The 21,556-nt window shown below is 50.7% G+C and carries 26 protein-coding genes; 14 read left to right on the top strand and 12 right to left on the bottom strand.

Annotation, left to right across the window (positions count from 1 at the left end):
* Positions 1–47: 47 nt before the first annotated feature.
* The 3 genes from KXJ70_RS10835 to pilG all read right to left on the bottom strand — a co-directional run bounded on the left by KXJ70_RS10835 (position 48) and on the right by pilG (position 1,464).
* Entirely contained in the window at positions 48–587 is a 540-nt protein-coding gene (locus tag KXJ70_RS10835) for a chemotaxis protein CheW (RefSeq protein ID WP_219043519.1), read from the bottom strand.
* Positions 588–606: 19 nt separating this feature from the next.
* Positions 607–969: a response regulator gene (locus tag KXJ70_RS10830; protein WP_219043518.1), complete on the bottom strand. Its 363-nt coding sequence runs from the start codon at positions 967–969 to the stop codon at positions 607–609.
* A gap of 102 nt (positions 970–1,071) precedes the next feature.
* Positions 1,072–1,464 carry a twitching motility response regulator PilG gene (gene pilG / locus KXJ70_RS10825; protein ID WP_219043517.1) on the bottom strand — a complete coding sequence of 131 codons (393 nt, stop codon included), beginning with the start codon at positions 1,462–1,464 and terminating at the stop codon, positions 1,072–1,074.
* 244 nt (positions 1,465–1,708) lie between these two features.
* Between pilG and gshB the strand changes: the two genes are divergently transcribed.
* The 4 genes from gshB (at position 1,709) to ruvX (ending at position 4,631) form a co-directional block, all read left to right on the top strand.
* Entirely contained in the window at positions 1,709–2,674 is a 966-nt protein-coding gene (gshB, locus tag KXJ70_RS10820) for a glutathione synthase (RefSeq protein WP_219043516.1), read from the top strand.
* Entirely contained in the window at positions 2,674–3,558 is an 885-nt protein-coding gene (locus tag KXJ70_RS10815) for an energy transducer TonB (RefSeq protein WP_219043515.1), read from the top strand. The genes gshB and KXJ70_RS10815 overlap by 1 nt, the downstream gene beginning before the upstream one ends.
* Positions 3,559–3,619: 61 nt before the next feature.
* A complete protein-coding gene (locus tag KXJ70_RS10810) occupies positions 3,620–4,189 on the top strand; it encodes a YqgE/AlgH family protein (protein WP_219043514.1) in 570 nt (189 codons plus the stop codon).
* Positions 4,190–4,205: 16 nt separating this feature from the next.
* The gene (ruvX, locus tag KXJ70_RS10805; RefSeq protein ID WP_219043513.1) at positions 4,206–4,631 is read left to right on the top strand and encodes a Holliday junction resolvase RuvX; all 426 of its coding nucleotides are present in this window, start codon (positions 4,206–4,208) and stop codon (positions 4,629–4,631) included.
* A gap of 9 nt (positions 4,632–4,640) precedes the next feature.
* Here the strand turns inward: ruvX and KXJ70_RS10800 are convergent, their stop codons facing one another.
* Positions 4,641–5,798 (bottom strand): PilT/PilU family type 4a pilus ATPase, encoded by a 1,158-nt coding sequence (locus KXJ70_RS10800; protein ID WP_219043512.1) that lies wholly within the window; start codon positions 5,796–5,798, stop codon positions 4,641–4,643.
* Between the two features lie 39 nt (positions 5,799–5,837).
* Positions 5,838–6,872 (bottom strand): type IV pilus twitching motility protein PilT, encoded by a 1,035-nt coding sequence (locus KXJ70_RS10795; protein WP_219043511.1) that lies wholly within the window; start codon positions 6,870–6,872, stop codon positions 5,838–5,840.
* A gap of 241 nt (positions 6,873–7,113) precedes the next feature.
* Between KXJ70_RS10795 and KXJ70_RS10790 the strand changes: the two genes are divergently transcribed.
* The 10 genes from KXJ70_RS10790 to KXJ70_RS10745 all read left to right on the top strand — a co-directional run bounded on the left by KXJ70_RS10790 (position 7,114) and on the right by KXJ70_RS10745 (position 15,125).
* On the top strand, positions 7,114–7,821 hold the full coding sequence (locus KXJ70_RS10790; protein ID WP_219043510.1) for a YggS family pyridoxal phosphate-dependent enzyme: 708 nt from the start codon (positions 7,114–7,116) through the stop codon (positions 7,819–7,821).
* Positions 7,822–7,936: 115 nt separating this feature from the next.
* Positions 7,937–8,755, top strand: coding sequence for a pyrroline-5-carboxylate reductase (gene proC, locus KXJ70_RS10785; RefSeq protein WP_219043689.1), 819 nt, complete (start codon positions 7,937–7,939; stop codon positions 8,753–8,755).
* 5 nt (positions 8,756–8,760) lie between these two features.
* Entirely contained in the window at positions 8,761–9,348 is a 588-nt protein-coding gene (locus tag KXJ70_RS10780) for a YggT family protein (RefSeq protein WP_219043509.1), read from the top strand.
* Between the two features lie 12 nt (positions 9,349–9,360).
* Positions 9,361–9,654 (top strand): DUF167 domain-containing protein, encoded by a 294-nt coding sequence (locus KXJ70_RS10775; RefSeq protein WP_219043688.1) that lies wholly within the window; start codon positions 9,361–9,363, stop codon positions 9,652–9,654.
* A gap of 91 nt (positions 9,655–9,745) precedes the next feature.
* Positions 9,746–10,930 (top strand): homoserine O-succinyltransferase MetX, encoded by a 1,185-nt coding sequence (gene metX, locus KXJ70_RS10770; protein WP_219043508.1) that lies wholly within the window; start codon positions 9,746–9,748, stop codon positions 10,928–10,930.
* On the top strand, positions 10,920–11,510 hold the full coding sequence (gene metW / locus KXJ70_RS10765; protein WP_219043507.1) for a methionine biosynthesis protein MetW: 591 nt from the start codon (positions 10,920–10,922) through the stop codon (positions 11,508–11,510). Before metX ends, metW begins: the two co-directional genes overlap by 11 nt.
* Positions 11,511–11,532: 22 nt before the next feature.
* A complete protein-coding gene (locus KXJ70_RS10760; protein WP_219043506.1) occupies positions 11,533–12,003 on the top strand; it encodes a DUF4426 domain-containing protein in 471 nt (156 codons plus the stop codon).
* 3 nt (positions 12,004–12,006) lie between these two features.
* A complete protein-coding gene (rdgB, locus tag KXJ70_RS10755; RefSeq protein ID WP_219043505.1) occupies positions 12,007–12,630 on the top strand; it encodes an RdgB/HAM1 family non-canonical purine NTP pyrophosphatase in 624 nt (207 codons plus the stop codon).
* A 2-nt stretch (positions 12,631–12,632) separates the two neighbouring features.
* Positions 12,633–13,268: a 2Fe-2S iron-sulfur cluster-binding protein gene (locus KXJ70_RS10750; RefSeq protein WP_219043504.1), complete on the top strand. Its 636-nt coding sequence runs from the start codon at positions 12,633–12,635 to the stop codon at positions 13,266–13,268.
* Between the two features lie 213 nt (positions 13,269–13,481).
* A complete protein-coding gene (locus KXJ70_RS10745) occupies positions 13,482–15,125 on the top strand; it encodes a TIGR03545 family protein (protein ID WP_219043503.1) in 1,644 nt (547 codons plus the stop codon).
* Between the two features lie 125 nt (positions 15,126–15,250).
* On the opposite strand, the gene KXJ70_RS10740 is transcribed toward KXJ70_RS10745, so the two are convergent.
* The 7 genes from KXJ70_RS10740 to KXJ70_RS10710 all read right to left on the bottom strand — a co-directional run bounded on the left by KXJ70_RS10740 (position 15,251) and on the right by KXJ70_RS10710 (position 21,547).
* Entirely contained in the window at positions 15,251–17,074 is a 1,824-nt protein-coding gene (locus KXJ70_RS10740) for a long-chain-acyl-CoA synthetase (protein ID WP_219043502.1), read from the bottom strand.
* Between the two features lie 181 nt (positions 17,075–17,255).
* A complete protein-coding gene (locus tag KXJ70_RS10735; protein ID WP_219043501.1) occupies positions 17,256–17,549 on the bottom strand; it encodes a hypothetical protein in 294 nt (97 codons plus the stop codon).
* A 108-nt stretch (positions 17,550–17,657) separates the two neighbouring features.
* The gene (locus KXJ70_RS10730) at positions 17,658–17,996 is read right to left on the bottom strand and encodes a hypothetical protein (RefSeq protein WP_219043500.1); all 339 of its coding nucleotides are present in this window, start codon (positions 17,994–17,996) and stop codon (positions 17,658–17,660) included.
* A 147-nt stretch (positions 17,997–18,143) separates the two neighbouring features.
* Positions 18,144–18,614: a GFA family protein gene (locus tag KXJ70_RS10725; protein ID WP_219043499.1), complete on the bottom strand. Its 471-nt coding sequence runs from the start codon at positions 18,612–18,614 to the stop codon at positions 18,144–18,146.
* A gap of 269 nt (positions 18,615–18,883) precedes the next feature.
* Positions 18,884–19,192, bottom strand: coding sequence for a tetratricopeptide repeat protein (locus KXJ70_RS10720; RefSeq protein ID WP_219043498.1), 309 nt, complete (start codon positions 19,190–19,192; stop codon positions 18,884–18,886).
* 1 nt (position 19,193) lies between these two features.
* Positions 19,194–20,414: a heme biosynthesis HemY N-terminal domain-containing protein gene (locus KXJ70_RS10715; RefSeq protein ID WP_219043497.1), complete on the bottom strand. Its 1,221-nt coding sequence runs from the start codon at positions 20,412–20,414 to the stop codon at positions 19,194–19,196.
* Complete coding sequence (locus tag KXJ70_RS10710; RefSeq protein WP_219043496.1) at positions 20,411–21,547, bottom strand: uroporphyrinogen-III C-methyltransferase; 1,137 nt, start codon at positions 21,545–21,547, stop codon at positions 20,411–20,413. The genes KXJ70_RS10715 and KXJ70_RS10710 overlap by 4 nt, the downstream gene beginning before the upstream one ends.
* Between the last annotated feature and the right edge of the window lie 9 nt (positions 21,548–21,556).

The raw sequence follows: 21,556 nt of genomic DNA, 5'->3' as shown, positions 1-21,556 counted from the left end.
CCCGAACTCCCAGTGCTAAATATTAGGTATTTTGTGTCAATCCGAGCTTATGCTGCCACGGTATAAAAATTATCATCTTCTATTAATTGAACAGGGCGGAACACGACCCACTGACGTTTTGCGTGCTCGTAGCTGCCCTGAACATAATTCGCTATTGCGGCAACTTGCAGCTCGCCATCTAAACGAAAGGTCTCAGCATTAAAGTGCTGCATGCCAAATACGTCATCGACGATGAGGCCCAAATATATCTCACCCTTTTCAATGACCAAGACCCGGCGCTGACGTTGATCTTGGGCTCCCTGCTCGCCAAGAAATGCACTTAAATCTACCAGCGGAAGCAGTCGCCCCCGCACATTGGCAACACCTCGAACCCAAGGCTTTACGCCCGGAAGACGCGTCGCCGCGGGCTCAGTCAACACTTCAGCAATATCATCCATCGCCGTCACGCAGTGCTGTTTGCCGATACGAAAACCGACACCGCTCCACGTAATTGCACGATTGTCGCGAGCACTCGGCAGTGCCGCAAGACCTGCACGGAATCGAGCATCTAGGTCCTGCAAATAATCAAATGACAGCGTGTTAGACATAACTCACTCAGTTTCTGGGCTAATTTAGTACCGCATCAATCGCATTGAGCAGCCCCTTGCTATCAACTGGTTTCGTTAAATAGCCCTTGGCGCCCTGGCGCTGTCCCCACAGGCGATCGGTTTCTTGATCTTTGGTGGTGACAATAATAACGGGGATGCCACTAGTATCCGGGTCGCGACTTAACTGCCGCGTTGCCTGAAAACCATTTAAGCCCGGCATAACAATGTCCATCAAAACAACGTCCGGCATTTGTTCCTTAGCAATATTCAAGCCCAACTCACCACTTTCGGCCGTAAGGACTTCATAACCATTCTTACTTAGAATTTCTGAAATCTTAAAAATCTCAGTTGGTGAATCGTCAATAATAAGAACCCGTGGCATGTTATTTCCTCATCGAAAGCGCCGCAGCGGCGGCGCATAGAGCGACCTTACACCGACATCAAAACCGGCTTTACATTTTATTAGGCTGGGCAAATGCGCGAATCAAGCGTGGGTAAGATGCACGTGATTCTGAATGGCCTCAAGCAGTTCACCTTTACTGAAAGGCTTAGTCAGGTACTGATCAGAGCCAACAATACGGCCTTTAGCTTTGTCGAATAAGCCATCCTTACTGGACAGCATTATTACCGGCGTAGACTTGAATTCGGTATTATTTTTAATCAAGGCGCAGGTTTGATAGCCGTCAAGGCGCGGCATCATAATATCAACAAAGATAATATCCGGCTTAGTATCGGCAATCTTCGCCAAGGCGTCAAAGCCGTCGACGGCGGTGACAACTGTGCAACCTTCTTTTGCCAATAGGGTTTCAGTGGTACGACGAATCGTTTTGCTATCGTCGATAATCATAACTTTCAAATCGGAAAAATTGACTTCCATAAGAATTGATAACCTTGTGAAGGTTGCATATTGATGCGCCAACAATCCAATGTCTCATCGCAGTGTGTTGGTTTTTTTACCACGTAAAGACCTCTGACACCATCATCCAATACTGTCAGTAAAGCAAAATTGCTCGAATAGACAAACTTTCGCTGTTTTTGCGGTATTCTATCACCGCTAATTATTAACGCAGCTGGCCTTCAGAATACAGCCTAATTACAAAGTTTTCGATACAGGTAACAAAATGACTATTCGCCTTGGCGTCGTAATGGACCCGATTGAGCACGTTACATACAAAAAAGATTCAACTCTCGCCATGCTTTGGGCTGCAGCGGAGCGCAACTGGGAAATTAGCTACATGACCACCGCCGACCTGTATATCAGCGGCGGACAAGCTCGATCGTCAGCGCAGGCATTGCGCGTCTTCAAAGACCCAGCACATTTTTACGAGCTAGATAGCCGCGTCGATATTGCACTTGGCGATCTCGATGTAATTTTAATGCGCAAAGACCCGCCGTTTGATAACGAATTTCTCTACGCCACACACATCCTTGAATTAGCTGAAACACAGGGCGTATGGGTAGTAAACAGACCTCGCAGTCTGCGCGACTGCAATGAAAAGCTCTTTGCTTTGCAGTTCCCACAGTGTGGCCCGGTACACCTCGTCAGCCGCGATCAGGCGCGTTTGCGCGCTTTTCACGCCGAACACGGTGACGTGATCATGAAGCCTCTGGATGGCATGGGTGGCAGTTCGATATTCAGGCTAAAGCCGGATGATGCCAATGTCGGTGTTATTTTAGAGACCCTTACCAATCACGGCCAAACTACCATCATGGCCCAAGTGTACCTGCCGGAAATTCGCGATGGCGATAAGCGGATCCTGCTGATAGATGGCGAACCGGTACCGTATTGCCTCGCCCGCATCCCGGCCAAAGGCGAAACCCGCGGTAATTTAGCGGCGGGCGGCACCGGTCGAGCCCAAGCCCTTAGCGACGCGGACCGCCGCATCGCAGCCGAAGTTGGCCCTGTCGCCCGCGAAAAAGGCCTGCTGTTTGTTGGCTTAGACGTCATCGGCGACTCGCTCACAGAAATTAACGTCACCAGCCCGACCTGCATCCGTGAAATCGACACTCAGTTTGGCACCGATATCGGCGGCCAGCTCATGGACTGTATCGCCGCCAAGCTTGCTGCCGGGAAACATCGTTCATAATGACGGCAGCCACTTTGCCCATGACTGATGATCACACCCCGCCAGAACGGCTGGGGTTTATCATCGTTGTCGCCACGGCAATGCACCTCGCACTCATATTGGGCATTACCTTCGCGGCGCCCGAGCCGAGTGTTAAGTTGCCGAACCTAGAAATCACCTTGGCGCAATACCAAAGCAAAGATGCACCCGAGAACGCTGACTATTTAGCCCAGTACGACCAAATCGGCAGTGGCAACTTGAAAGACAAGGCCGAACTGAGCGCCACCAGCGAAAGTGCCTTCCACGACAATACCGCCAAGGAAGAGGAGGCCCTAAAATTAGCCAAGTCGGTTCCAGAAACGGCGGGTTCCGCACTACTTAGCACCACCGGTGACGCCACTCGCAGCACTAAGCCGCAGCAAACCAGAATGCTTCATCAACAGCAGCAGTGGGACGGCAGCGACGCACAAAACCAACTCAGTGAAAATATTTCGGCTCTTGAAGCGCAGCTCGAAAATCTAAACCAAAGTTACGCGCGCATGCCACGACCTAAGTTCATTACCTCAGTGGCGACTAAAGGCTCCCCCGACGCACTCTATTTAAACCGCTGGGAAAAACGCGTCGAAACGGTTGGCAACGCCAATTACCCCGAGGAGGCCCGCCGCCTAGGAATAGAGGGCGAGCTCAGGCTGCTGCTCATGCTCATGCCGGACGGCCGAATTGATGAAGTCCGCATACTCAGCAGCTCTGGCAACCCGATATTAGACCGAGCTGCTCACCGTATCGTGCGCCTGGCAGCGCCTTATGAAGCCATTCCCAGTGACGTGCTGGACGGCAAAAACCGCCTCGGCATCGTTCGCACTTGGCGTTTTGAGCGTCAATCACTCAAGACAAACCAAGGCTAAATCCACGTTTAATATCCGTAACAAGCTTGTTTTTACTGTAATTTCATCGATACTTAGGGTCATGACCGACACCACCTTCCCATCGTTTAAAAATCACTTTTTGATCGCACTCCCCGCGCTCAAAGACGGCATTTTTACCCATAGCATCACCTATCTCTGTGAACATGACGAACAGGGCGCCATGGGTATTATTATCAATCGGCCGCTGGATATGGACGTCGATGAAATTCTAGAGCAACTCGAATTGGATGGGCATGTCTACAACCACCAGCAACCCGTTTACGCAGGCGGACCGGTGCACACCGACCGCGGCTTTGTCCTGCACCCCCGCGATGGCAAACAATGGGACGCCAGCGTCGACGTGACAGACACCGTTACGCTGACCACCTCACTGGATATTCTCGACGCCATTGCGCGTGATTGCGGCCCCCGCCAATGCCTGATTGCCTTGGGTTACGCCGGCTGGGACGCAGGACAGCTAGAAGAAGAATTGCAGGACAACACCTGGCTAACGGTGCCGGCGAGCGACCATGTTTTGTTTGAGGTCGATGCAGAGAACAAGGTCGATGCCGCCCTCGCCAGCCTAGGCATCCATTTTTCACAAATCGCGCCGGATAGCGGCCACGCCTAAGGATGCGCGCAATACCATGAGCAACGCTCCCCAAACCCTGCTCAGCTTTGACTTTGGTCTGCGCTGGATAGGCTGTGCAATTGGTCAAACCCTGACCGGTACCGCCAGTCCCCAGCCCTCACTGCAAGCCAAAGATGGTATTCCGCGCTGGGAAGATATCGACAAACTCATCGCTGAATGGAAGCCAGACGCGGTGGTGGTTGGGCTGCCATTGAATATGGATGGCAGCGTATCGGAGATGTCCCATAGGGCGCGCAAATTCGGGAACCGCATTCACGGCCGCTTTGGTATTGCAGTGCACTTTGCCGATGAGCGACTCAGCAGTTTTGAAGCTCGTGGCAACATCATTGACGATACCGGTTCCCGCGACTTTAAAAACCAATCGGTAGACAGTCGCAGCGCCGCTATTATTCTGGAAAGCTGGATGCGCAGCTCGTCATAAGCGCCATTACTAGCGGCGATTAATACCCCGCGATGGCGGTTTTTTAGTGCCGTCCTCCTCCATCGTCAAACCGCCCGCCATTTTCCGCATTTGCTCAGGGTTATTGTCGGCACCCAGTTTAATCAGCAAGCGCAAATCATTGGCAGAATCCGCATGAGCGATGGCGTCTTCGTAGGTAATCTCGCCAACCGTATATAAATCGTAAAGCGCCTGATCAAAGGTTTGCATACCGAGTTCGGTAGACTGCCTCATCAAGTCCTTTACACCCGACACATCGCCCTTGCGAATTAAGTCTGATGCCAAGGGGGTGTTCAATAAAATTTCCACACAGGCTCGCCGCCCCGTCCCGTCGCGGGTCGGAATCAACTGCTGGGCAACCATGGCCTTCAGATTTAGAGACAAATCCATCCACAGCTGCTGATGACGCTCGGCGGGGAAGAAATGAAGTATGCGATCCAGGGCTTGGTTGGCATTGTTCGCATGTAGAGTGCAAAGACATAAATGCCCGGTTTCGGCAAAGGTGATCGCCTGCTCCATGGCTTCGCGGGTACGGATCTCACCAATCATGATCACGTCGGGAGCCTGTCGAAGCATGTTCTTCAAGGCCACTTCAAAAGATTCAGTATCGATGCCGACTTCGCGCTGGGTAACTATGCAGCCGCGATGCTGATGCACAAATTCAATGGGGTCTTCTACCGTGATGATATGACCGCGGGAATTTTCATTGCGATGGCCGATCATCGCCGCCAGCGAGGTTGACTTACCCGTGCCAGTTGCACCGACAAAAATAATCAAGCCGCGCTTGGTCATCGCCAGCTCTTTAACCAGTTCCGGCAAGCCCAACTCATCAGTGGTCGGAATATTGGTTTCAATGCGACGCAAGACCATACCGACCAAATTGCGCTGATAAAATGCACTCACTCGGAAGCGGCCGATACCCCGCGCACTGATGGCGAAGTTACACTCTTTGTCGCGCACAAATTCGCGGCGTTGCTGGTCGTTCATTACCCCCATCACCACTTCACGGGTTTGCTCCGGGCTAAGGGCATTGCTGCTCAATGGCACTAACTGGCCATTCACCTTAACTGATGGCGCCACGCCAGCAGAGATAAACAAATCTGACGCGCCCTTTTCTTGCATGATGCGCAGTAATTTTTCAATTTCCAATGTGTAACTCCTCAGCCCAATGTAGCGATTCTAGCAACATCAGAAATTTTCTGGGAAACGGGCTTTAAGACGCGCTGCATCGCGACTTATCAGGCGTTTTTGCAGCAAGTTTTTCAAACACTGATCCATGGTTTGCATACCCACGGCCGCACCAGACTGAATGGCAGAGTACATCTGCGCCACCTTGTCTTCACGAATCAAGTTACGAATCGCGGGGGTGCCAATCATGATTTCGTGAGCCGCGACACGGCCACCCTCGGGGCGTTTAAGCAGGGTTTGTGAAATAACGCCCTGCAGCGATTCCGACAGCATCGAGCGCACCATCGATTTTTCGTCACCGGGGAATACATCCACTACCCGGTCTATGGTTTTTGCAGCAGAGGTGGTGTGCAGGGTGCCGAATACCAAATGCCCAGTTTCTGCTGCGGTGAGTGCCAGCCTAATCGTTTCTAAATCCCGCAACTCACCAACCAGAATAATATCCGGATCTTCACGCAGCGCCGAACGCAGGGCCTCGTTAAAGCCATGGGTATCACGGTGGACTTCACGCTGGTTGAGCAGACATTTTTTTGATTCGTGAACGAATTCAATTGGGTCTTCAATGGTTAAGATGTGATCGAATTTATTGTCGTTGATATAGTCGATCATCGCCGCCAGCGTGGTGGATTTACCCGAGCCCGTTGGCCCAGTGACCAAGACCAGGCCGCGCGGGAACATCGAAATATCTTTAAACACCTGCCCCATACCGAGGTCTTCCAGTGACAAGACTTTAGACGGAATGGTCCGAAAAACCGCACCGGCACCGCGGTTGTGGTTAAAGGCGTTAACCCGGAAGCGCGCCACGCCGGGCACTTCAAACGAGAAGTCAGTTTCTAAAAACTCCTCGTAATCACGGCGCTGGCGGTCATTCATAATTTCATAAATCAAACTATGTACTTCGCGATGCTCCATCGGCGGCAAATTAATGCGCCGCACATCGCCGTCAACCCGAATCATCGGCGGCAAGCCCGCCGACAAGTGTAAATCCGAGGCATTTTGCTTGGCACTAAACGCCAGTAACTCTGTGATATCCATGAACATCCTCAACGGCATCGAAGCATCTGTGGGTGAGCGAACCCACGAAAAATGTCTATTGCACCAAAATTACGTAGCGGGGCTTATGGCAAACAACGCCCAGCAACCAACTTTAGTAAGCTAACTAGTATCAATTCAAAACTGTATAACGCGCAGGGTTTGCCGTACAGCACAAAGTTTTTATTTTAAGATACAACGTAAACATCAACAGATGCAGGCCGCATCAGGCATAATCTTAACCATGAGCAATCAAGCAACCATAATAGCCAATATAGCAGCAATTCAGGCGCGAATAGCGGCCGCCTGCCAACTTTATGAGCGACAATCACCGCCACGGCTCATGGCTGTCACTAAAACCCGCAATGTCACAGAAATTAGCGCTGCTATCGCGGCCGGAATTACTGACATTGGCGAAAACTATCTGCAAGAGGCACTGAGTAAGCAGGCAGAGCTAAGAGTTCAACCAGACGCTTGGCACTTTATTGGCCCTATCCAAACCAATAAAACCCGCGCCATCGCCAGCCACTTCGACTGGGTGCACAGCGTCGACCGCGCCAAAATCATTACTCGACTCAATGAGCAGCGCCCCGCTCAGCGCGGGCCATTAAATATTTGCCTGCAAGTCAACATCAACGATGAAGACAGTAAGGCCGGGGCCAACATCGACGAAGTCGCCGAGCTTGCCAAATTAGTGCTCAGCCAAACTCATTTGCGGCTGCGCGGGCTAATGGCTATTCCCGCCAATACCGACGACCTCCAACAGCAACGACAAAACTTCGCTGCGCTACGCGGTATTTTCACTTCGCTACAAACGCAATTTCCAGAGGCTCCGCTCGACACCTTGTCGATGGGGATGTCATCAGACATGGAAGCTGCGGTTGCCGAAGGCGCCACCATCGTGCGTATCGGCAGCGATATATTTGGCCCACGGATAGCCCAAGTAAAGTGATGCGACTGCCAGTATCAAAACCGGACTGCTATACTGCGGGCGGAATTTTCCAGTCGGCGACTCGTCAGAATCCAAGGCTGGGCATTAAGCGAATTGAGGAACTAGCGTGAAAGAGATGAAAATCGGCTTCATCGGCGGCGGCAATATGGCCTCCAGTATCATCGGTGGGCTCGTTGCCAGCGGCATGGCCGCCAACAATATTTGGGCCAGCGATCCCAATGCCGACAGCCTAGCCAAGCTAAAGAACGTTGCCCCTGTCAACACCGGCAATGACAACCATGCGCTCATTGCCCAAGTCGATGTAATTATTCTGGCGGTAAAACCGCAAATTATGAAAGTGGTGGCGCTAGACATTGCCGCGTCGGTGCAGGTACACCAACCCTTGGTCATCACCATTGCCGCCGGCGTTACCAGCGGCAGTCTGGCAACGTGGCTCGGCGGCGCGCCCGCCATTGTTCGCTGCATGCCCAATACACCCGCACTGGTTCGCAGCGGCGCCACCGGCTTATTCGCCAACTCGCAAGTGAATGACAGCCAACGCCAGCAAGCCACAGCGATATTAGAAGCTGTAGGCGTAGCGCTTTGGGTAGAACAAGAAAATCAACTCGACGCGGTTACCGCCGTATCTGGCAGCGGCCCCGCGTATTTCTTTTTAGTGATGGAAGCCATGCAAGCCGCCGGTCAAAATATGGGCTTAAGTGAAGACGTCGCCAAGCAGCTCACCCTGCAAACCGCGTTGGGCGCAGCCCAAATGGCCGTTAACAGTGATGTCGACGCCGCCGAACTCCGCCGCCGAGTAACCTCACCCAAGGGCACCACCGAACGCGCTATCAATATGTTAGAAGAGGGCGGCCTGCGCCAATTATTCGCGCAGGCACTAGAGGGCGCACGCATCCGCGCCGAAGAGCTAGCCATCGAACTTGAAGGGGAATAAGACACATGTCAGCTGCTGCAGAAATTACCACCATGTTGTTGAACACCGTCATCAGCTTAGCCATTGTGGCTTTTTTACTGCGGATGATTTTGCAATTAGTACGCGCAGACTTTTATAACCCCATCTGCCAGTTTTTAGTTAAAGCCACTAATCCGCTGGTGATTCCACTGCGCAAAATTATTCCCAGCGTCGGTAAAATAGACACTGCCTCGCTACTACTCGCATTCATTGCGCAAGCTGTGGGCATTACCCTGCTATTGCAACTTTACGGCGGCGGCTTTCCCAACCCAGCGCAGTTATTAATTTGGTCGGTGATCGGCCTGTGCAGCGCCGTGTTAAACCTGTACTTCTTTGCGATCATCGCCAATATCATCATGAGCTGGGTCGCCCAGGGCGGCGCTCACCCCGCCGCACAAATTTTGTATCAAATCACTGAGCCGGTGATGGCGCCATTCCGCAAACTGCTACCCACCATGGGCGGCCTGGACTTGTCACCCATTTTGGTTTTTTTGTGTATCAATGTACTCGAAGTGATACTGCGCCATGTGGCAGCCGGCGTCGGCCTCCATCCCGCCCTGATTATGGGGCTGTAAATAGTGGCAGAGATGCCCGCGTTTTGTCGCTGGCAAGGTGATAATTTAATATTGTTCTGCCATATTCAAGCGGGCGCCAGCGCCAACGAGTTTGCCGGCCAACATGGCGACCGTTTAAAAATACGGGTTCGTTCAGCGGCAATCGAAGGCAAGGCCAACGCCAGTTTATGCGCTTTTCTGGCCGAGCAATTTGCCGTAAGCAAACAGGCTGTAGAACTTAGTACGGGCTCACAAAGCCGGCAGAAAACCTTTAAGATTTTGGCGCCCACAACAATACCAAGTGCGCTGAATATAGAACAACCGTAAACCAAGTCCGTTTTAAACGGCCGACACCAAATGCACAAACTGCCGGCAAGACGGTAAAATCAAGCACCGGCCAACAAGGATATCGGTCCACATGACAGAAGCTCCGCCCAGCACACCTACTGCGGATAACGACAGCGTCGGCATTGTCGTGCCGCAAACGCTGCACTTCGATCAGCCGCTGCAGCTAGCCTGCGGCCGCGCGCTGCCAGAGCACGATATTGTTTACGAAACCTACGGCGAACTGAACGCAGAAAAATCCAATGGGATTTTAATTTGTCACGCCCTGAGCGGCCATCATCACGCAGCCGGTAAGCACAGCGCCGACGATCGTAAAACTGGCTGGTGGGACAGCTGCATTGGGCCGGGCAAACCCATCGATACCAATGTTTTCTTTGTATTAAGTATTAACAATATTGGCGGCTGCCACGGCTCAACTGGCCCCACCTCGATCAACCCAACAACCGGCAAACCCTGGGGCCCAGACTTTCCACCGCTGCGCTGTCGCGATTGGGTAGAAAGCCAGTATTTAATGATGCAGCATTTCGGCATTTCGCAATGGGCCGCCGTCATCGGTGGCAGCTTGGGCGGTATGCAAGCCATGCGCTGGGCGCTCGAATACCCGGACGCCCTGCGTCACTGCATCGTGATTGCCTCAGCCATGAAGCTGTCTGCGCAAAATATTGCCTTTAATGAGATTGCACGCCGCGCCATCACCTCAGACGCCAACTTCCACGAAGGTCGCTACCTTGAGCACAACACCCTGCCAAAACAGGGCCTCGGTCTGGCGAGAATGGTCGGCCATATCACCTACCTGTCTGAAGACGGCATGAAGCAAAAATTTGGCCGCGAACTTAAAACCGGCAACCTTGCGCTGGGCGCAGGGTCAGAAACGGCGGTGGAGTTTGAGGTCGAAAGTTATTTGCGCTATCAAGGCGAAGCCTTCTCTGGCAGCTTTGACGCCAACACCTATTTACTGATGACCAAGGCGCTGGACTACTACGACCTCGCCCGCGAATACAATGACGATCCGGTCGAGGCCTTTAAGCACGCCAAGTGTGCATTTTTAGTGGCCTCCTTCACCACCGATTGGCGCTTCGCGCCCGCCCGTTCGCGTGAAATTGTCGACGCCCTTGTCGCCGCCAATAAATCGGTAAGCTACGCAGAAATAGAAGCAGACCACGGCCACGATGCTTTCCTTATTCCCATCCCCCGCTATATGGACGTCTTCCACGGCTATATGAAGCGACTCAAACAGGAGCTTGGCCATGCGTTTTGACCTCACCCTGATTCAGCCGTGGATTAATGCCAATAGCCGGGTGCTCGACCTCGGCTGTGGCGACGGCATGTTGCTGGAAACTTTAGGCAAAGAAAAAAATATCTCTGGCGTCGGTCTTGAGATCGACCCAGACAATATTACCCGCGCGCTCGCCCGCGGCGTCAATGTCATAGAGCACGATCTTAACGTCGGCTTGGGCAATTTCCGCGACGACAGCTTCGATATGGTGGTGATGACACTGGCACTGCAAACCCTGCGCTATCCGCATTTGGTCATCGACGAAATGCTGCGGGTTGGCCGCGAGTGCATTGTTACTTTCCCAAACTTTGGTCACTGGCGCAGCCGCTGGTATTTGGGTCATCGCGGCAAAATGCCTGTGTCAAAATTTTTGCCCTACACCTGGTACGACACCCCCAATATTCACTTTTGTACCGTGAAGGATTTTGAAACACTTTGCGACGAAAAAAATATACGCATTCTAAATAGCAGCGTGATCGGCGCCGACAATAGCCAGTCACCATTAGCTAACCGCTTCCCCAATTTATTGGGCGTGACTGCGGTTTACCACATAAGCAAATAATTCAGCGCACACCGAGTCTAATATGAAAAGAATCACGAACTACACCGCCATCTTCACACTAGTATTTAGCGCGCTATTTAGCGCGGCTGCCAGCGCACAAGAAGCGCCGCCGGTTACCGCCACCAGCTCCAGCTTCGGCAAAGACACGGTGCATTACAGCGTAGTCAACTCCACCTTTCTCACACCGCAAGTCGCCAAAAGCTACGGCATAATTCGCGGTGACAATAAGTTTTTAATTAACGTGTCAGTGCGCCGCCAACTCGACACCACCAACCTTGCTGTGCGAGCCAAAGTTGAAGGCACTAGCTCCGACCTTATTCATCGCACGCCCTTAGAATTTAGAGAAATCATTGAACAAGACGCTATTTACTACATCGCGGAATTTGAAATCAGCAATGACGAGCGCCAAGACTTCCGCCTTTCGGTGAGCGTAGACAATCGTCCCAGCTACGATATTCAGTTCAACAAAATGATATATGTCGATGACGAGTAGACAATGACCACTACACCCTCTTTCGCTGAGAATACCGTGGTTCTTGCCAGCGGCAACCGCGGCAAATTACGTGAGTTAAGTGATTTACTAAACGGCTTAGGCATTACCCTGCGCAGCCAAGCAGATTTCGATGTAGTCGAAGCAGAAGAGAACGGTCTCAGCTTTATCGAGAATGCTATTCTCAAGGCACGCAACGCGGCACGCCAAACCGGGTTTGCTGCACTGGCCGACGACTCAGGTCTGTGCGTTGATGCGTTGGGCGGTGCACCCGGCATTTACTCCGCGCGCTACGCGGGTGCCAACGCACAAGATGCCGACAACAATACCAAGCTATTAGAAACACTAAAGGCACACAGCAATCGCGGCGCGCATTTCCACTGCGCGCTCGCCTTTGTGCGCCACGCCGACGATCCTGCGCCGCTAGTGTGCGAAGGCCAATGGCATGGCGAAATCCTAAGCGCGCCACGCGGCGACAATGGCTTCGGCTACGACCCGCTGTTCTACATCGCCAGTCTAGACTGCTGCTCTGCAGAACTAAGCAAAGAGCAAAAAAACAAAATCAGTCACCGCGCACTGGCACTGCAACAACTGCTACCCAGATTGCGCACCGAATACCTAGGCGCCTAACCATGGTCACGCTAAGTATTGTCGATACCGCACTTAGCCTGACCATCAACAAAGACCAAAATCTGCTTGAACAATGTCTTGCTGCCACTCTGCCGGTTACTCGCAGCTGCCGCAATGGCAACTGCGGGCGCTGTGACAGTAAGCTGCTGCAAGGGCAAGTCAGGCTCCGCAATGGCAATCTTTTACAATCACCAGCGACAGTGCCGCTGTGCATTGCCTATGCCATAGAAGACCTGCAGATCAGCGATATTCCCCTCAGTCAGCTCCCCAGTCACTGGCGCTGTCAGCGGCAAAGCCCTCAACAATTACTTCTGCCGGCAGGCCGACAAACACCGCCGCTGCAAGGGGATATCTGCGCCATACTTTTTGTGAATGGCGTAGAAGTGAATGAGATTGCCCACGTCGCCGGACGCAGCATTGCGCTAACAAATCCCAGCGCCATCACAGCGGAAAACAGTGTTGTCAGCCTAATCACCATAGACCGCGACCACAGCGGCCAATTCACCTTGTGGCGGGAGCATCAAAATCACCGTCAACTGCTGTGGGCCAACATCAATCAAACCACCGCTCTGTCCGCTCAGGCCGCATATCAGCAGAGCTCAGGCGTGGGCAAATATATTGTCAGCAACGATGCCTAGCTAGCCTGTAAAAGCCCTATATTTTAATCCCAGCTCGCGCCGCACTAAAGCCCAACTCGGCGGTCTAAACCGCCAGCGGTTTATGTGACATAGCTAACGCGCTATGCTGGCGATATAGCGCTACACTGCGCACCAAGCCCATTAAATTCAAAATAAATCATGCCGGAAGTTCTGCACCACGGTGTACATTCCGCCAGATGGAGAAGTCGTCTCATGTTCAAACGGATTTTGCAGGGTATTGTCATCCTGCTAGTAGTCGCGGTCATCGGTGTTGTTTTCGCCCTTGAGCCCATTGCCAAATTTGTGATCGAAAGCGAAGGTAGCAAACAAGTTGGCGCCCGTGTCGATGTCGATAGTGTGGATATTAGTTTTTATCCCACCCACGTCGCACTCAACGGCCTTACTGTCGCCAATCCGCAAGAGCCTATGCGCAACCTTCTGCAAAGCGAAAAAGTCTCCGCCGATGTCGACGCCAAAGCCCTGCTGAAAATGCAGGTTATCGCCGACCAAGTAGTGCTATCTGGCCTGCAAATGTATACCGAGCGCAGCACCCCGGGCACCTTAGATGGCAGCATGCCGCCACCTAAGGAAGACAGCGCCAGCGGAATGCCAAGCATAAGCCTGCCCGATCCAAATGCCTTGCTGGCGGAAGAAAAAGCCAACATCCAGGCGGAAGTTACCGAGATTCAAACTGGCTTTACCGACATTGAATCGCGCTGGAAAACCAAGTCCGAGAAAGTCCCTGATCAAACCCAGTTCGACCAGTACAAAAAACGCTGGGATGAGCTAAAAAACAAAAACGTGATCGAGCGTCTCGCCGGTGCAAAAGAATTGCGCGACGACATCAAAGCCGAGCTCCGCCAGTTCGACAATTTAAAAGAAGATTTGAAAGCCGACTCTGCCGCCGTCAAGTCACTCAGCCTACGCGCTGCCAATTTACCGGCAGATCAATCTAAGCGCATGATGTCGAAATACGGTTTAGACCAAGGCACTGAAGGCATGTTGCGCTTTTTACTGGGCGACGAAGTCAATGCCACTGTACAGCGTGGCCTGACCCTTTATAAAGAAACTATGGGCAAAATGGCGAGTGCAGAAGAACCTGCACCTAGCACAGAGCCAGCTGCAGACTTGCCAGTAAATATATTAATTCGCAAAATCCTCATCGACGGTTACCAAGTAATCGGCGGTGAAAAGCTTGCTTACTCAGGCGAAATTAACGACGTCACCGACAAGCAAGACTACTGGAACAAACCCATCACCATGGCGCTGCGCGGTGGCATGGAACAGAAATCACAATTGGTCATCGACGGTATCTTTGATCAGCGCAACGACACCTTAAAAAGTGTTTTCAATATGGGCTTAAAGCAACTCGCTCTATCTGGTGTATCCCTTTCTCAAAGCCCAGAACTGCCACTGCAATTAGAAAAAGGGATTGCTGACATTGCAGCGAACTTTTCTATTGATGGCGACAATCTCAAAGGATCTGTTGCCGGCTTAGTCAATCAAGCAAAACTCCTGGTAGCCAAAACTGCCAGCGACAACAAAACCGCAAACTTACTAGCCGCAGCGCTAGAGGACGTTAGCAAACTCGTTATGGATTTAAGCGTAAACGGCACCGTCAACGACCCCGCCATTAAACTTAAATCCAACCTGGATCGCATCCTGGGTGACGTGCTGGGCGCGGAACTGAAATCACAACTCGCCGATGCGCAGACCAAGCTGAAATCCAAACTGAGCGAAGACTACGGCCCACAAATGGCGCAACTCCAAGACAAGCAAAACATGCTAAGCCAATACCAGGATCTACTGGGTGATCGCGAAGCAGCGCTGCAAGCCTTGATGAAAGAAATGATGTAGGTCTTAATTCAACTTAAGTCGGTAAAAAAGGGCGCGCCTCACATTGAGACGCGCCCTTTTTATTTGTATAAATAACTCTTTGCGAAGGGCACAGCATTGCAGTGCCTGCCCAGTATTTTTACATTTTAGTAGCCATGCTGACCATTAATAATGGACTGGTAAAACTCATTATCTAACACTTCATAGCGGCTAGACTTTGGTTTTAACACATAGATCACATCCTCAACTTCACTAAGATTATATGACTGCTTGCGCAAACTCGCCTTGAATAACTTGAAGGTGACGGTAGTCTCCGCCGCAGGCTGAATCCGTATAAACACGGGTCGTGCGTAGGCTGGCATCTCAGTCATAACGTAGTTTGAAAACTCGTCAGAATCGAATTCCACACCGTGTCTTAAGGTTATTGCCGCCATCCCCGCGCGACCCTCGACGCCCGGAACTTCTACGCCATACACATTAGCGATCTCAATCTGTGAATTCGCATTTAGAATCTCGCCCACTTCATTCGTAGACACGTTTTCTGAGCGCCATCGAAATGTATCACCCAATCGGTCGACAAATTGATAATGCGCTAGGCCGAGGGCGAAACCAACATCAATCTTTTTGATGACATCACCAGTATTAAACCAACGATCACCCTTTTTTCTCACATCTGACAATACTTTACTGTTCGATGCTTTCTTGTCGTTATAACCATCAAATTTAAAACGATCATCAATTTTCATCAGGAGAACACCGGGCTCCCCGTCATTCACCTCAGCCAACTTCCCTTTGGCATCACGAACCATTTCATCCGCATCAAAATCATACTTCACCAACAATATATCGGCCGACGTGGTACCAATCGTTTTATCTTTGTTTAGCAAATTAATAAAAAACGCGTTTCCTTCGCTGGAGCCATAAAACTCCGTTATACGAGGTATTTTGAATCGCTGTCGAAACACATCCCACACATCTGGCCGCAAGCCATTACCGACCATGGTCTGAATCGGATTATTTTTCTCATCGGGGGATTCTTTTTGCATAGCCAAATACCGGCACAACTCCCCAACGTATACAAATAATGTCGTTTGATGCTCCCGAACCTCGGACCAAAAATTACTAGCCGAAAAACGTCGGCGTAGAAATATCGATGCACCGGAGTAAAGACTAGTCCCAACGCCGGGACCTAAACCTGTGAAATGATAGAGCGGCAAGCAAAGATAAATTCTATCTGTTTGCTTGGCACGAAACCCAATACGGGCATACGGCTCTGATGCGGCCAAATACCGACGGTGCAATATAAGCGCGGCCTTAGGCAAGCCCGTTGTGCCAGAGGTAAGTATATAACAGGCCTTTTCGCCCGCTCGAATATCGAGGGTCTCGGGCAAATTATCGCTGGGCATAGTATCTAATGTTGCCATCACATCTAAGGCCCATGAGGGCGCCAAAGAGTCGGGGCCCACCTCAGCAACAGAACTAGTCAGCGCCTCGTCTTTAACCCAAATAAAATCATTGTCTGACAGCGGTAACTCATCTTTAACGTCGGCAATACTGCCTATCAGCTCTTGACCAACAATGCACTTAGTTGCATTAGTAATATTAATACAGTGAACCAGTGACTTGCTTTGCAAGCTGGTATTAATCAATCCCGTCGCCGCACCAAGCTTAGCCAGCGCGAAAAAACAGGCTAGCATCTCGATACGGTTTTCCATTAGAAGACCAACGCAATCACCGCGCTGTACACCCTGACCTTTTAAGGCATGGGCAAGGCGATTAACTAAGATATTGAATTCACCCCAGCTTAATTCACGACCCTCAAAGACAATCGCGGACTTATCTGCATAGCGCGCTGCAGTTTCTTGAAAAAGTCGGCCTAGAGATTTCTTTTCATTGTCTTTCGGAGGTCGATATAAAACCGCCGGCAGCACAGAAACCAAGTCGCGTATTACCCGAGCAAACTCCGTCATCTTTCAACATCCTTTATTGGTATTTGGCAGCGGTAAATCACGCTGTATATATGACTATTCATTAGTGTTGAATTACTACTTATACAACTCCAAACAATATAATCACCAGTAACGACTAATATGTTCACCTATTAAAAGGGCAATAGGACAGGCACTCCAAAATTGTAATGTGCTTTTAAATTTAATCTTCGTGGCCCTCTGATCTCGGTTCACTATATACGACTAAATCGTATTTCCTTTGCAGTATTTCTATTACCTTTTGAACAAGTGAGTTTTGCCTAGTTTCAGATTTAACTTGATGCTTCATAGATGAAAAGGTATCTATCGCTACCTTGTTTTCTCCTTCGTAAATCCATATCCAGGAATCACCTTGGTGGCCAGAATCCACGCGTTCAAAGTGAGCATCGACATATTCAAGTAATGATTGATGAAAATCATCATAGTGTTCTTTGTAATTTAATTCCGCAAATATCATTACTTAAATTCGCCAGCTTGATTCAACACGACGCTGAGATTTTGGGCCCGGAGCGATAGCTAATGCGTCCCAGCAGCACGCTTTTTACGCTGCGACAACACTGCCTTGTCATGCATTGCCCACGCCCATCAGAATGACGAAAGGTATCTCAGCAATTACAGCGGCCACCGGAACCCATATACTAAACTTCATTGCAGTTGTGGCATTGAAATCAAGGCCGAACTTGAGAATCGAGAACGGCACGATAAGATAGAAGAGATACCCTAGCAATGCGTACTCTTGTGGTAACTCAAGAACTCCCAAGCCTATAGAGATAAGAAACATCAGCAGCACCGGAACAAGCACAAAAACAAATGCCATCCACCAATCTATCTCATATTCATTATTTGTCTTTATAAATTTGTAGACACAAATAAGAAGCACTGATGCTATTGCCGCTTGAATCATTATTATCCCTCTAAAAATGCGTAACGCCTAAATTCAGCGGAACTTGAGGCGACGCCTATTTTTGCGCCAGTAAAAATGGGTGGCGGGTCAAAATGTCCGCTGCAATGATTTGTTAGGTGTATTCGCACTTAAGTAAACAATCATGAGCTATTTACCCATAGCAGCCTTATAGCGAGCAATGTTCTGTTCGGACCAGTAATCCGACCGTCTGTAATATTCATCGACTACAAAACGCTCGTTTTCTAGATTGATCCAAGATTGTTTCGACGAAGTAAATATATGTATATCTGGAGGAAAGGCCTGAGGCTTATCAAGCGTTCCCATCCGTACGAACCTTATCGCGTCTTTCGCCGCACTGTAATTACTCCATAGCGCAATGCGGCAGATAGAGCACCGAGTGATTTGTTGCCCACCGCCACTATTAGACGGCGTATCAATTACTTCAGGCTCACCTCTAAGCAATTGAACTTCAACTGCTTCAATTAGTCCGTTTACTGCAAATGCTGAACCAGACTCCCTTTGGCACCAGCAGCAGTGACAGCAATGCACAATCATCGGGCCACGCATCAATTGATATCGGGTTTCGCCACAGCTGCAACCCCCTTGGTAAGTCGCCATGCTCTTGCCTCAATTGGGTAGGGTTAACTCAGATATTTCAAATACGCCCAACAGCTAAATATACGTCTAGACGACTTGATTAAACACGTCACTTTGACGTATACCTCCGATTAAGTGTTTAATTTTATAGTCATATCCATATGTACACTAAACTCCTTCCCTGCTCGTATTTAAAATTCACTCCCTGAAATTATCACATCAGCGAATTACTTTTTATCGCTAGTCTAAAGCACTTAACCGAAACAACTAACAAAATACAAGGAATAGATTTACTTCTTCAGCTTTTTCAAAAAAACCGTAATTTCTTTTTCGGTTTGTTTATCGCCTTTTCGCACAGCCACATCCAAGCCTGACTGCCAGACCGTTTCTGCTGAGGCTTTGTCACCCAACTGCAAATGGGCTTTACCGAGCAAATTCCACGCCGCTGAATAGTCAGGGTCTTGTTCTACGCAATGTTGTAAATGCGTTATGGCGTCGTCTGGCTTTTTATTATCGAGGTAGGCCTTACCCAAACCGAAACGCAGCATGGCGCTGTCGTTGCCTTTGGCGAGCATTTTTTCTAGTGCGTCGATATTCATATTAATAACCGGCCAAACGCGGCTGCGGAAGTTCTGGCAAAGCTTGCCCCTGCAGCTGCAGGGCTTCCAGGGTGTAGCGTTCGGCCTCGGCCTGATTACCCATATTGCTGAGCAAACGGCCTAGTTCAAAACACAGTTCTGCATTTGGACTGCGGCGATAGCCTTGTTCAAAATATTCTTTGGCCTTACCCCATAATTCATTGCGTAGGGATAAGCGACCTAAACTAAGCAGCAGCGCTGGGTCGTCACCGTGCTCCTTTAGCCATGTTTCTGCGGTGCTTAGCTGTCGCGTGATATCGGCGCCTGCAATTAAGCCGTAGAGCGACACCAAATTCGGCGACCAGTTCTGCTTGAGCATTTGCTGCAAGACTTTCTCTGCCGCCGCTTGATCATTTAAGACCACTAGGTTTCTGCAATACGCTAAGCAGAGATCCACGTCGCGCTGCCAGGCACGGGAGAGATGCTTCCACCACTGCTGTAAGGCGGCAACGTCACCCTGACCTGCGGCGTGTTCTAGCTGACCCATTAAGGCCACACGCTCTAGGCGGTCGATTTCTTCGGCGGCTAGGATATTGTGCTTACGCAAATCGGGCAGCAATTCTAACAGCGACTTCCAGTCGCGAAGGCCGGAGTACACTTTTTCTAATAAGCTCAGTACGGAAGGGTGACGTTCGGCATTGCGGCGAGCGCGGGTCAGGGTTGCCAGCGCTTCTTCCAGGCGGCCCCTGTCAACCTGCATTTCCGCTTGGGTGAGCGCTACGGCAATACTGGCTTTGGCGCTGGTTTCCTCTGCCAAACCTAAATAGTGGCGACTTGCTGCCGCATCACCCAGGGCATGACTGGCACGGGCCGCTAATAAATAATTCACTAGCGGCGCTTCGCTGCCCTTTATGGCATCGGTTAGAAGACGGCGCGACTTTTCCCAATTGCCTTCTATAAAGGCAATCATGCCCAAGGTGGTGTGACTGCGACCGCGGTTAACTTTGCGGTCACTCCAAAAGCTGGCAATTTTGTCAGACACTTTTGCACCACGGCGCAAACTGATAAATACAATCGTAAACAATAGTAGAACGGCTGCAAGAACTGCGACGCCAACCCATATTGTCATTTCGATGGTGGTTTTGCCGTAGGCGATAAGAATATAACCAGAGTCGTGCTGAATCCCCGCTGCCAAAATCGGCGCGACAAGCAACACTATTAAGACTGCAATAAATATTTTCATTGGCGAGCCTCTTTCTGCCAACGATTACTTTTTATATATTCTTTCAGGCTTTTTAATGAGCCAGAAATATCCGCGATTTCTGAGTTCACCCGCACTTTTGACAGGGTATTAATTTCATCCAACAGCGCGTCGCGGTGTTCATCTAATTGGTAGTATCGGTTCAACCAGTCTGTCGCTTTTTGCAAAGAGCGCTGATACAAACGCGGTTGATTTGCCAGCAGTGCTAACTGGGCTTGTTCAAACATAAGCTGCAAGCTCACCCGCAGCGCGCCTTCTTGTTCAGGGACTATTTGTGCGCGGAAATTTTCGTCGTGCTCGCGAACCCGAATATAGCTCTGCAGTTTTTCCCATGCCGCAGCGAAGCCCACTTGCAGGCGCTGTTTCCAATCTGTCGCTTGTGTCTCAGTTGGTGCGGGCTGATAACTCGGCGCTTGGTAGATTTTTAGTTTAGCCACTTCGTTTGCTAACGCCTGTAGCGCCAAGTAGCTGCCTTCCACATCGCGCTCGGCGCTGCTTTGCAGGGCGGCTATTTCTCTGGCGATCTCTGCGCGCACCGGATGCAAGGCCGCGTCGTCTAAGTCTTGTAATATTTCATCTGCGCTCGCCAGCAATTGCGCGGCTGAGCGGGCGTCGCCACTTAATTGCGCGCGCTGATTGGCGACCCGCAGTAAATATTCTGCCTCTGCCAACAGCCAATCTTGGCGGTCTACGGTGGCTAATGACTGCACCGAGACTTCGAGATCCTGACTGCGGCGGGCCAGCGCATCTAGACGTGTACTGCTGTCGCTACGCAATTGGGAAAGCGCTTCGCGCTGAGCGCTGAGCAAGGACGTGAGCTCTGACTGCGAGTCAGTCAATGCGCGCAGCTCGGCTCTAAAACCGGCGCTAGTGCTTTTTTCTTGTGCGGCTAGCAACTGGCCTTGCTGGTACATCCACCCCGCCAACACCAAGGCGCCGAGTGCAATTAATAGCGCCAACAAGCCCAGCACATTGCCGCCGCCACTCTTTTTAGCGGCGGGCTTTTCCTTGGTCTTCTTATTATTCGACGGCGGCTCGGACGCGCTAATTACCGATGGCTTTTGCGCTGCTACCGTCGCTGTGTCTTTATTATCTTCCGGTTTATCGCCGCTCATTATGTTCTC

Source organism: Zhongshania aquimaris (assembly GCF_019312595.1).
Classification (GTDB): Bacteria; Pseudomonadota; Gammaproteobacteria; order Pseudomonadales; family Spongiibacteraceae; genus Spongiibacter; species Spongiibacter aquimaris.
Note: the sequence above shows the minus strand (reverse complement) of the source record. Positions and strands in the feature narration are given on the sequence as shown.

What these genes read in the sequence shown, in the direction of transcription:
- KXJ70_RS10835 (WP_219043519.1), bottom strand. Translation starts at nt 587, where the DNA reads ATGTCTAACACGCTGTCATTTGATTATTTGCAGGACCTAGATGCTCGA.
- KXJ70_RS10830 (WP_219043518.1), bottom strand. Translation starts at nt 969, where the DNA reads ATGCCACGGGTTCTTATTATTGACGATTCACCAACTGAGATTTTTAAG.
- pilG (WP_219043517.1), bottom strand. Translation starts at nt 1,464, where the DNA reads ATGGAAGTCAATTTTTCCGATTTGAAAGTTATGATTATCGACGATAGC.
- gshB (WP_219043516.1), top strand. Translation starts at nt 1,709, where the DNA reads ATGACTATTCGCCTTGGCGTCGTAATGGACCCGATTGAGCACGTTACA.
- KXJ70_RS10815 (WP_219043515.1), top strand. Translation starts at nt 2,674, where the DNA reads ATGACGGCAGCCACTTTGCCCATGACTGATGATCACACCCCGCCAGAA.
- KXJ70_RS10810 (WP_219043514.1), top strand. Translation starts at nt 3,620, where the DNA reads ATGACCGACACCACCTTCCCATCGTTTAAAAATCACTTTTTGATCGCA.
- ruvX (WP_219043513.1), top strand. Translation starts at nt 4,206, where the DNA reads ATGAGCAACGCTCCCCAAACCCTGCTCAGCTTTGACTTTGGTCTGCGC.
- KXJ70_RS10795 (WP_219043511.1), bottom strand. Translation starts at nt 6,872, where the DNA reads ATGGATATCACAGAGTTACTGGCGTTTAGTGCCAAGCAAAATGCCTCG.
- KXJ70_RS10790 (WP_219043510.1), top strand. Translation starts at nt 7,114, where the DNA reads ATGAGCAATCAAGCAACCATAATAGCCAATATAGCAGCAATTCAGGCG.
- proC (WP_219043689.1), top strand. Translation starts at nt 7,937, where the DNA reads ATGAAAATCGGCTTCATCGGCGGCGGCAATATGGCCTCCAGTATCATC.
- KXJ70_RS10780 (WP_219043509.1), top strand. Translation starts at nt 8,761, where the DNA reads ATGTCAGCTGCTGCAGAAATTACCACCATGTTGTTGAACACCGTCATC.
- KXJ70_RS10775 (WP_219043688.1), top strand. Translation starts at nt 9,361, where the DNA reads ATGCCCGCGTTTTGTCGCTGGCAAGGTGATAATTTAATATTGTTCTGC.
- metX (WP_219043508.1), top strand. Translation starts at nt 9,746, where the DNA reads ATGACAGAAGCTCCGCCCAGCACACCTACTGCGGATAACGACAGCGTC.
- metW (WP_219043507.1), top strand. Translation starts at nt 10,920, where the DNA reads ATGCGTTTTGACCTCACCCTGATTCAGCCGTGGATTAATGCCAATAGC.
- KXJ70_RS10760 (WP_219043506.1), top strand. Translation starts at nt 11,533, where the DNA reads ATGAAAAGAATCACGAACTACACCGCCATCTTCACACTAGTATTTAGC.
- rdgB (WP_219043505.1), top strand. Translation starts at nt 12,007, where the DNA reads ATGACCACTACACCCTCTTTCGCTGAGAATACCGTGGTTCTTGCCAGC.
- KXJ70_RS10750 (WP_219043504.1), top strand. Translation starts at nt 12,633, where the DNA reads ATGGTCACGCTAAGTATTGTCGATACCGCACTTAGCCTGACCATCAAC.
- KXJ70_RS10745 (WP_219043503.1), top strand. Translation starts at nt 13,482, where the DNA reads ATGTTCAAACGGATTTTGCAGGGTATTGTCATCCTGCTAGTAGTCGCG.
- KXJ70_RS10740 (WP_219043502.1), bottom strand. Translation starts at nt 17,074, where the DNA reads ATGACGGAGTTTGCTCGGGTAATACGCGACTTGGTTTCTGTGCTGCCG.
- KXJ70_RS10735 (WP_219043501.1), bottom strand. Translation starts at nt 17,549, where the DNA reads ATGATATTTGCGGAATTAAATTACAAAGAACACTATGATGATTTTCAT.
- KXJ70_RS10730 (WP_219043500.1), bottom strand. Translation starts at nt 17,996, where the DNA reads ATGATTCAAGCGGCAATAGCATCAGTGCTTCTTATTTGTGTCTACAAA.
- KXJ70_RS10725 (WP_219043499.1), bottom strand. Translation starts at nt 18,614, where the DNA reads ATGGCGACTTACCAAGGGGGTTGCAGCTGTGGCGAAACCCGATATCAA.
- KXJ70_RS10720 (WP_219043498.1), bottom strand. Translation starts at nt 19,192, where the DNA reads ATGAATATCGACGCACTAGAAAAAATGCTCGCCAAAGGCAACGACAGC.
- KXJ70_RS10715 (WP_219043497.1), bottom strand. Translation starts at nt 20,414, where the DNA reads ATGAAAATATTTATTGCAGTCTTAATAGTGTTGCTTGTCGCGCCGATT.
- KXJ70_RS10710 (WP_219043496.1), bottom strand. Translation starts at nt 21,547, where the DNA reads ATGAGCGGCGATAAACCGGAAGATAATAAAGACACAGCGACGGTAGCA.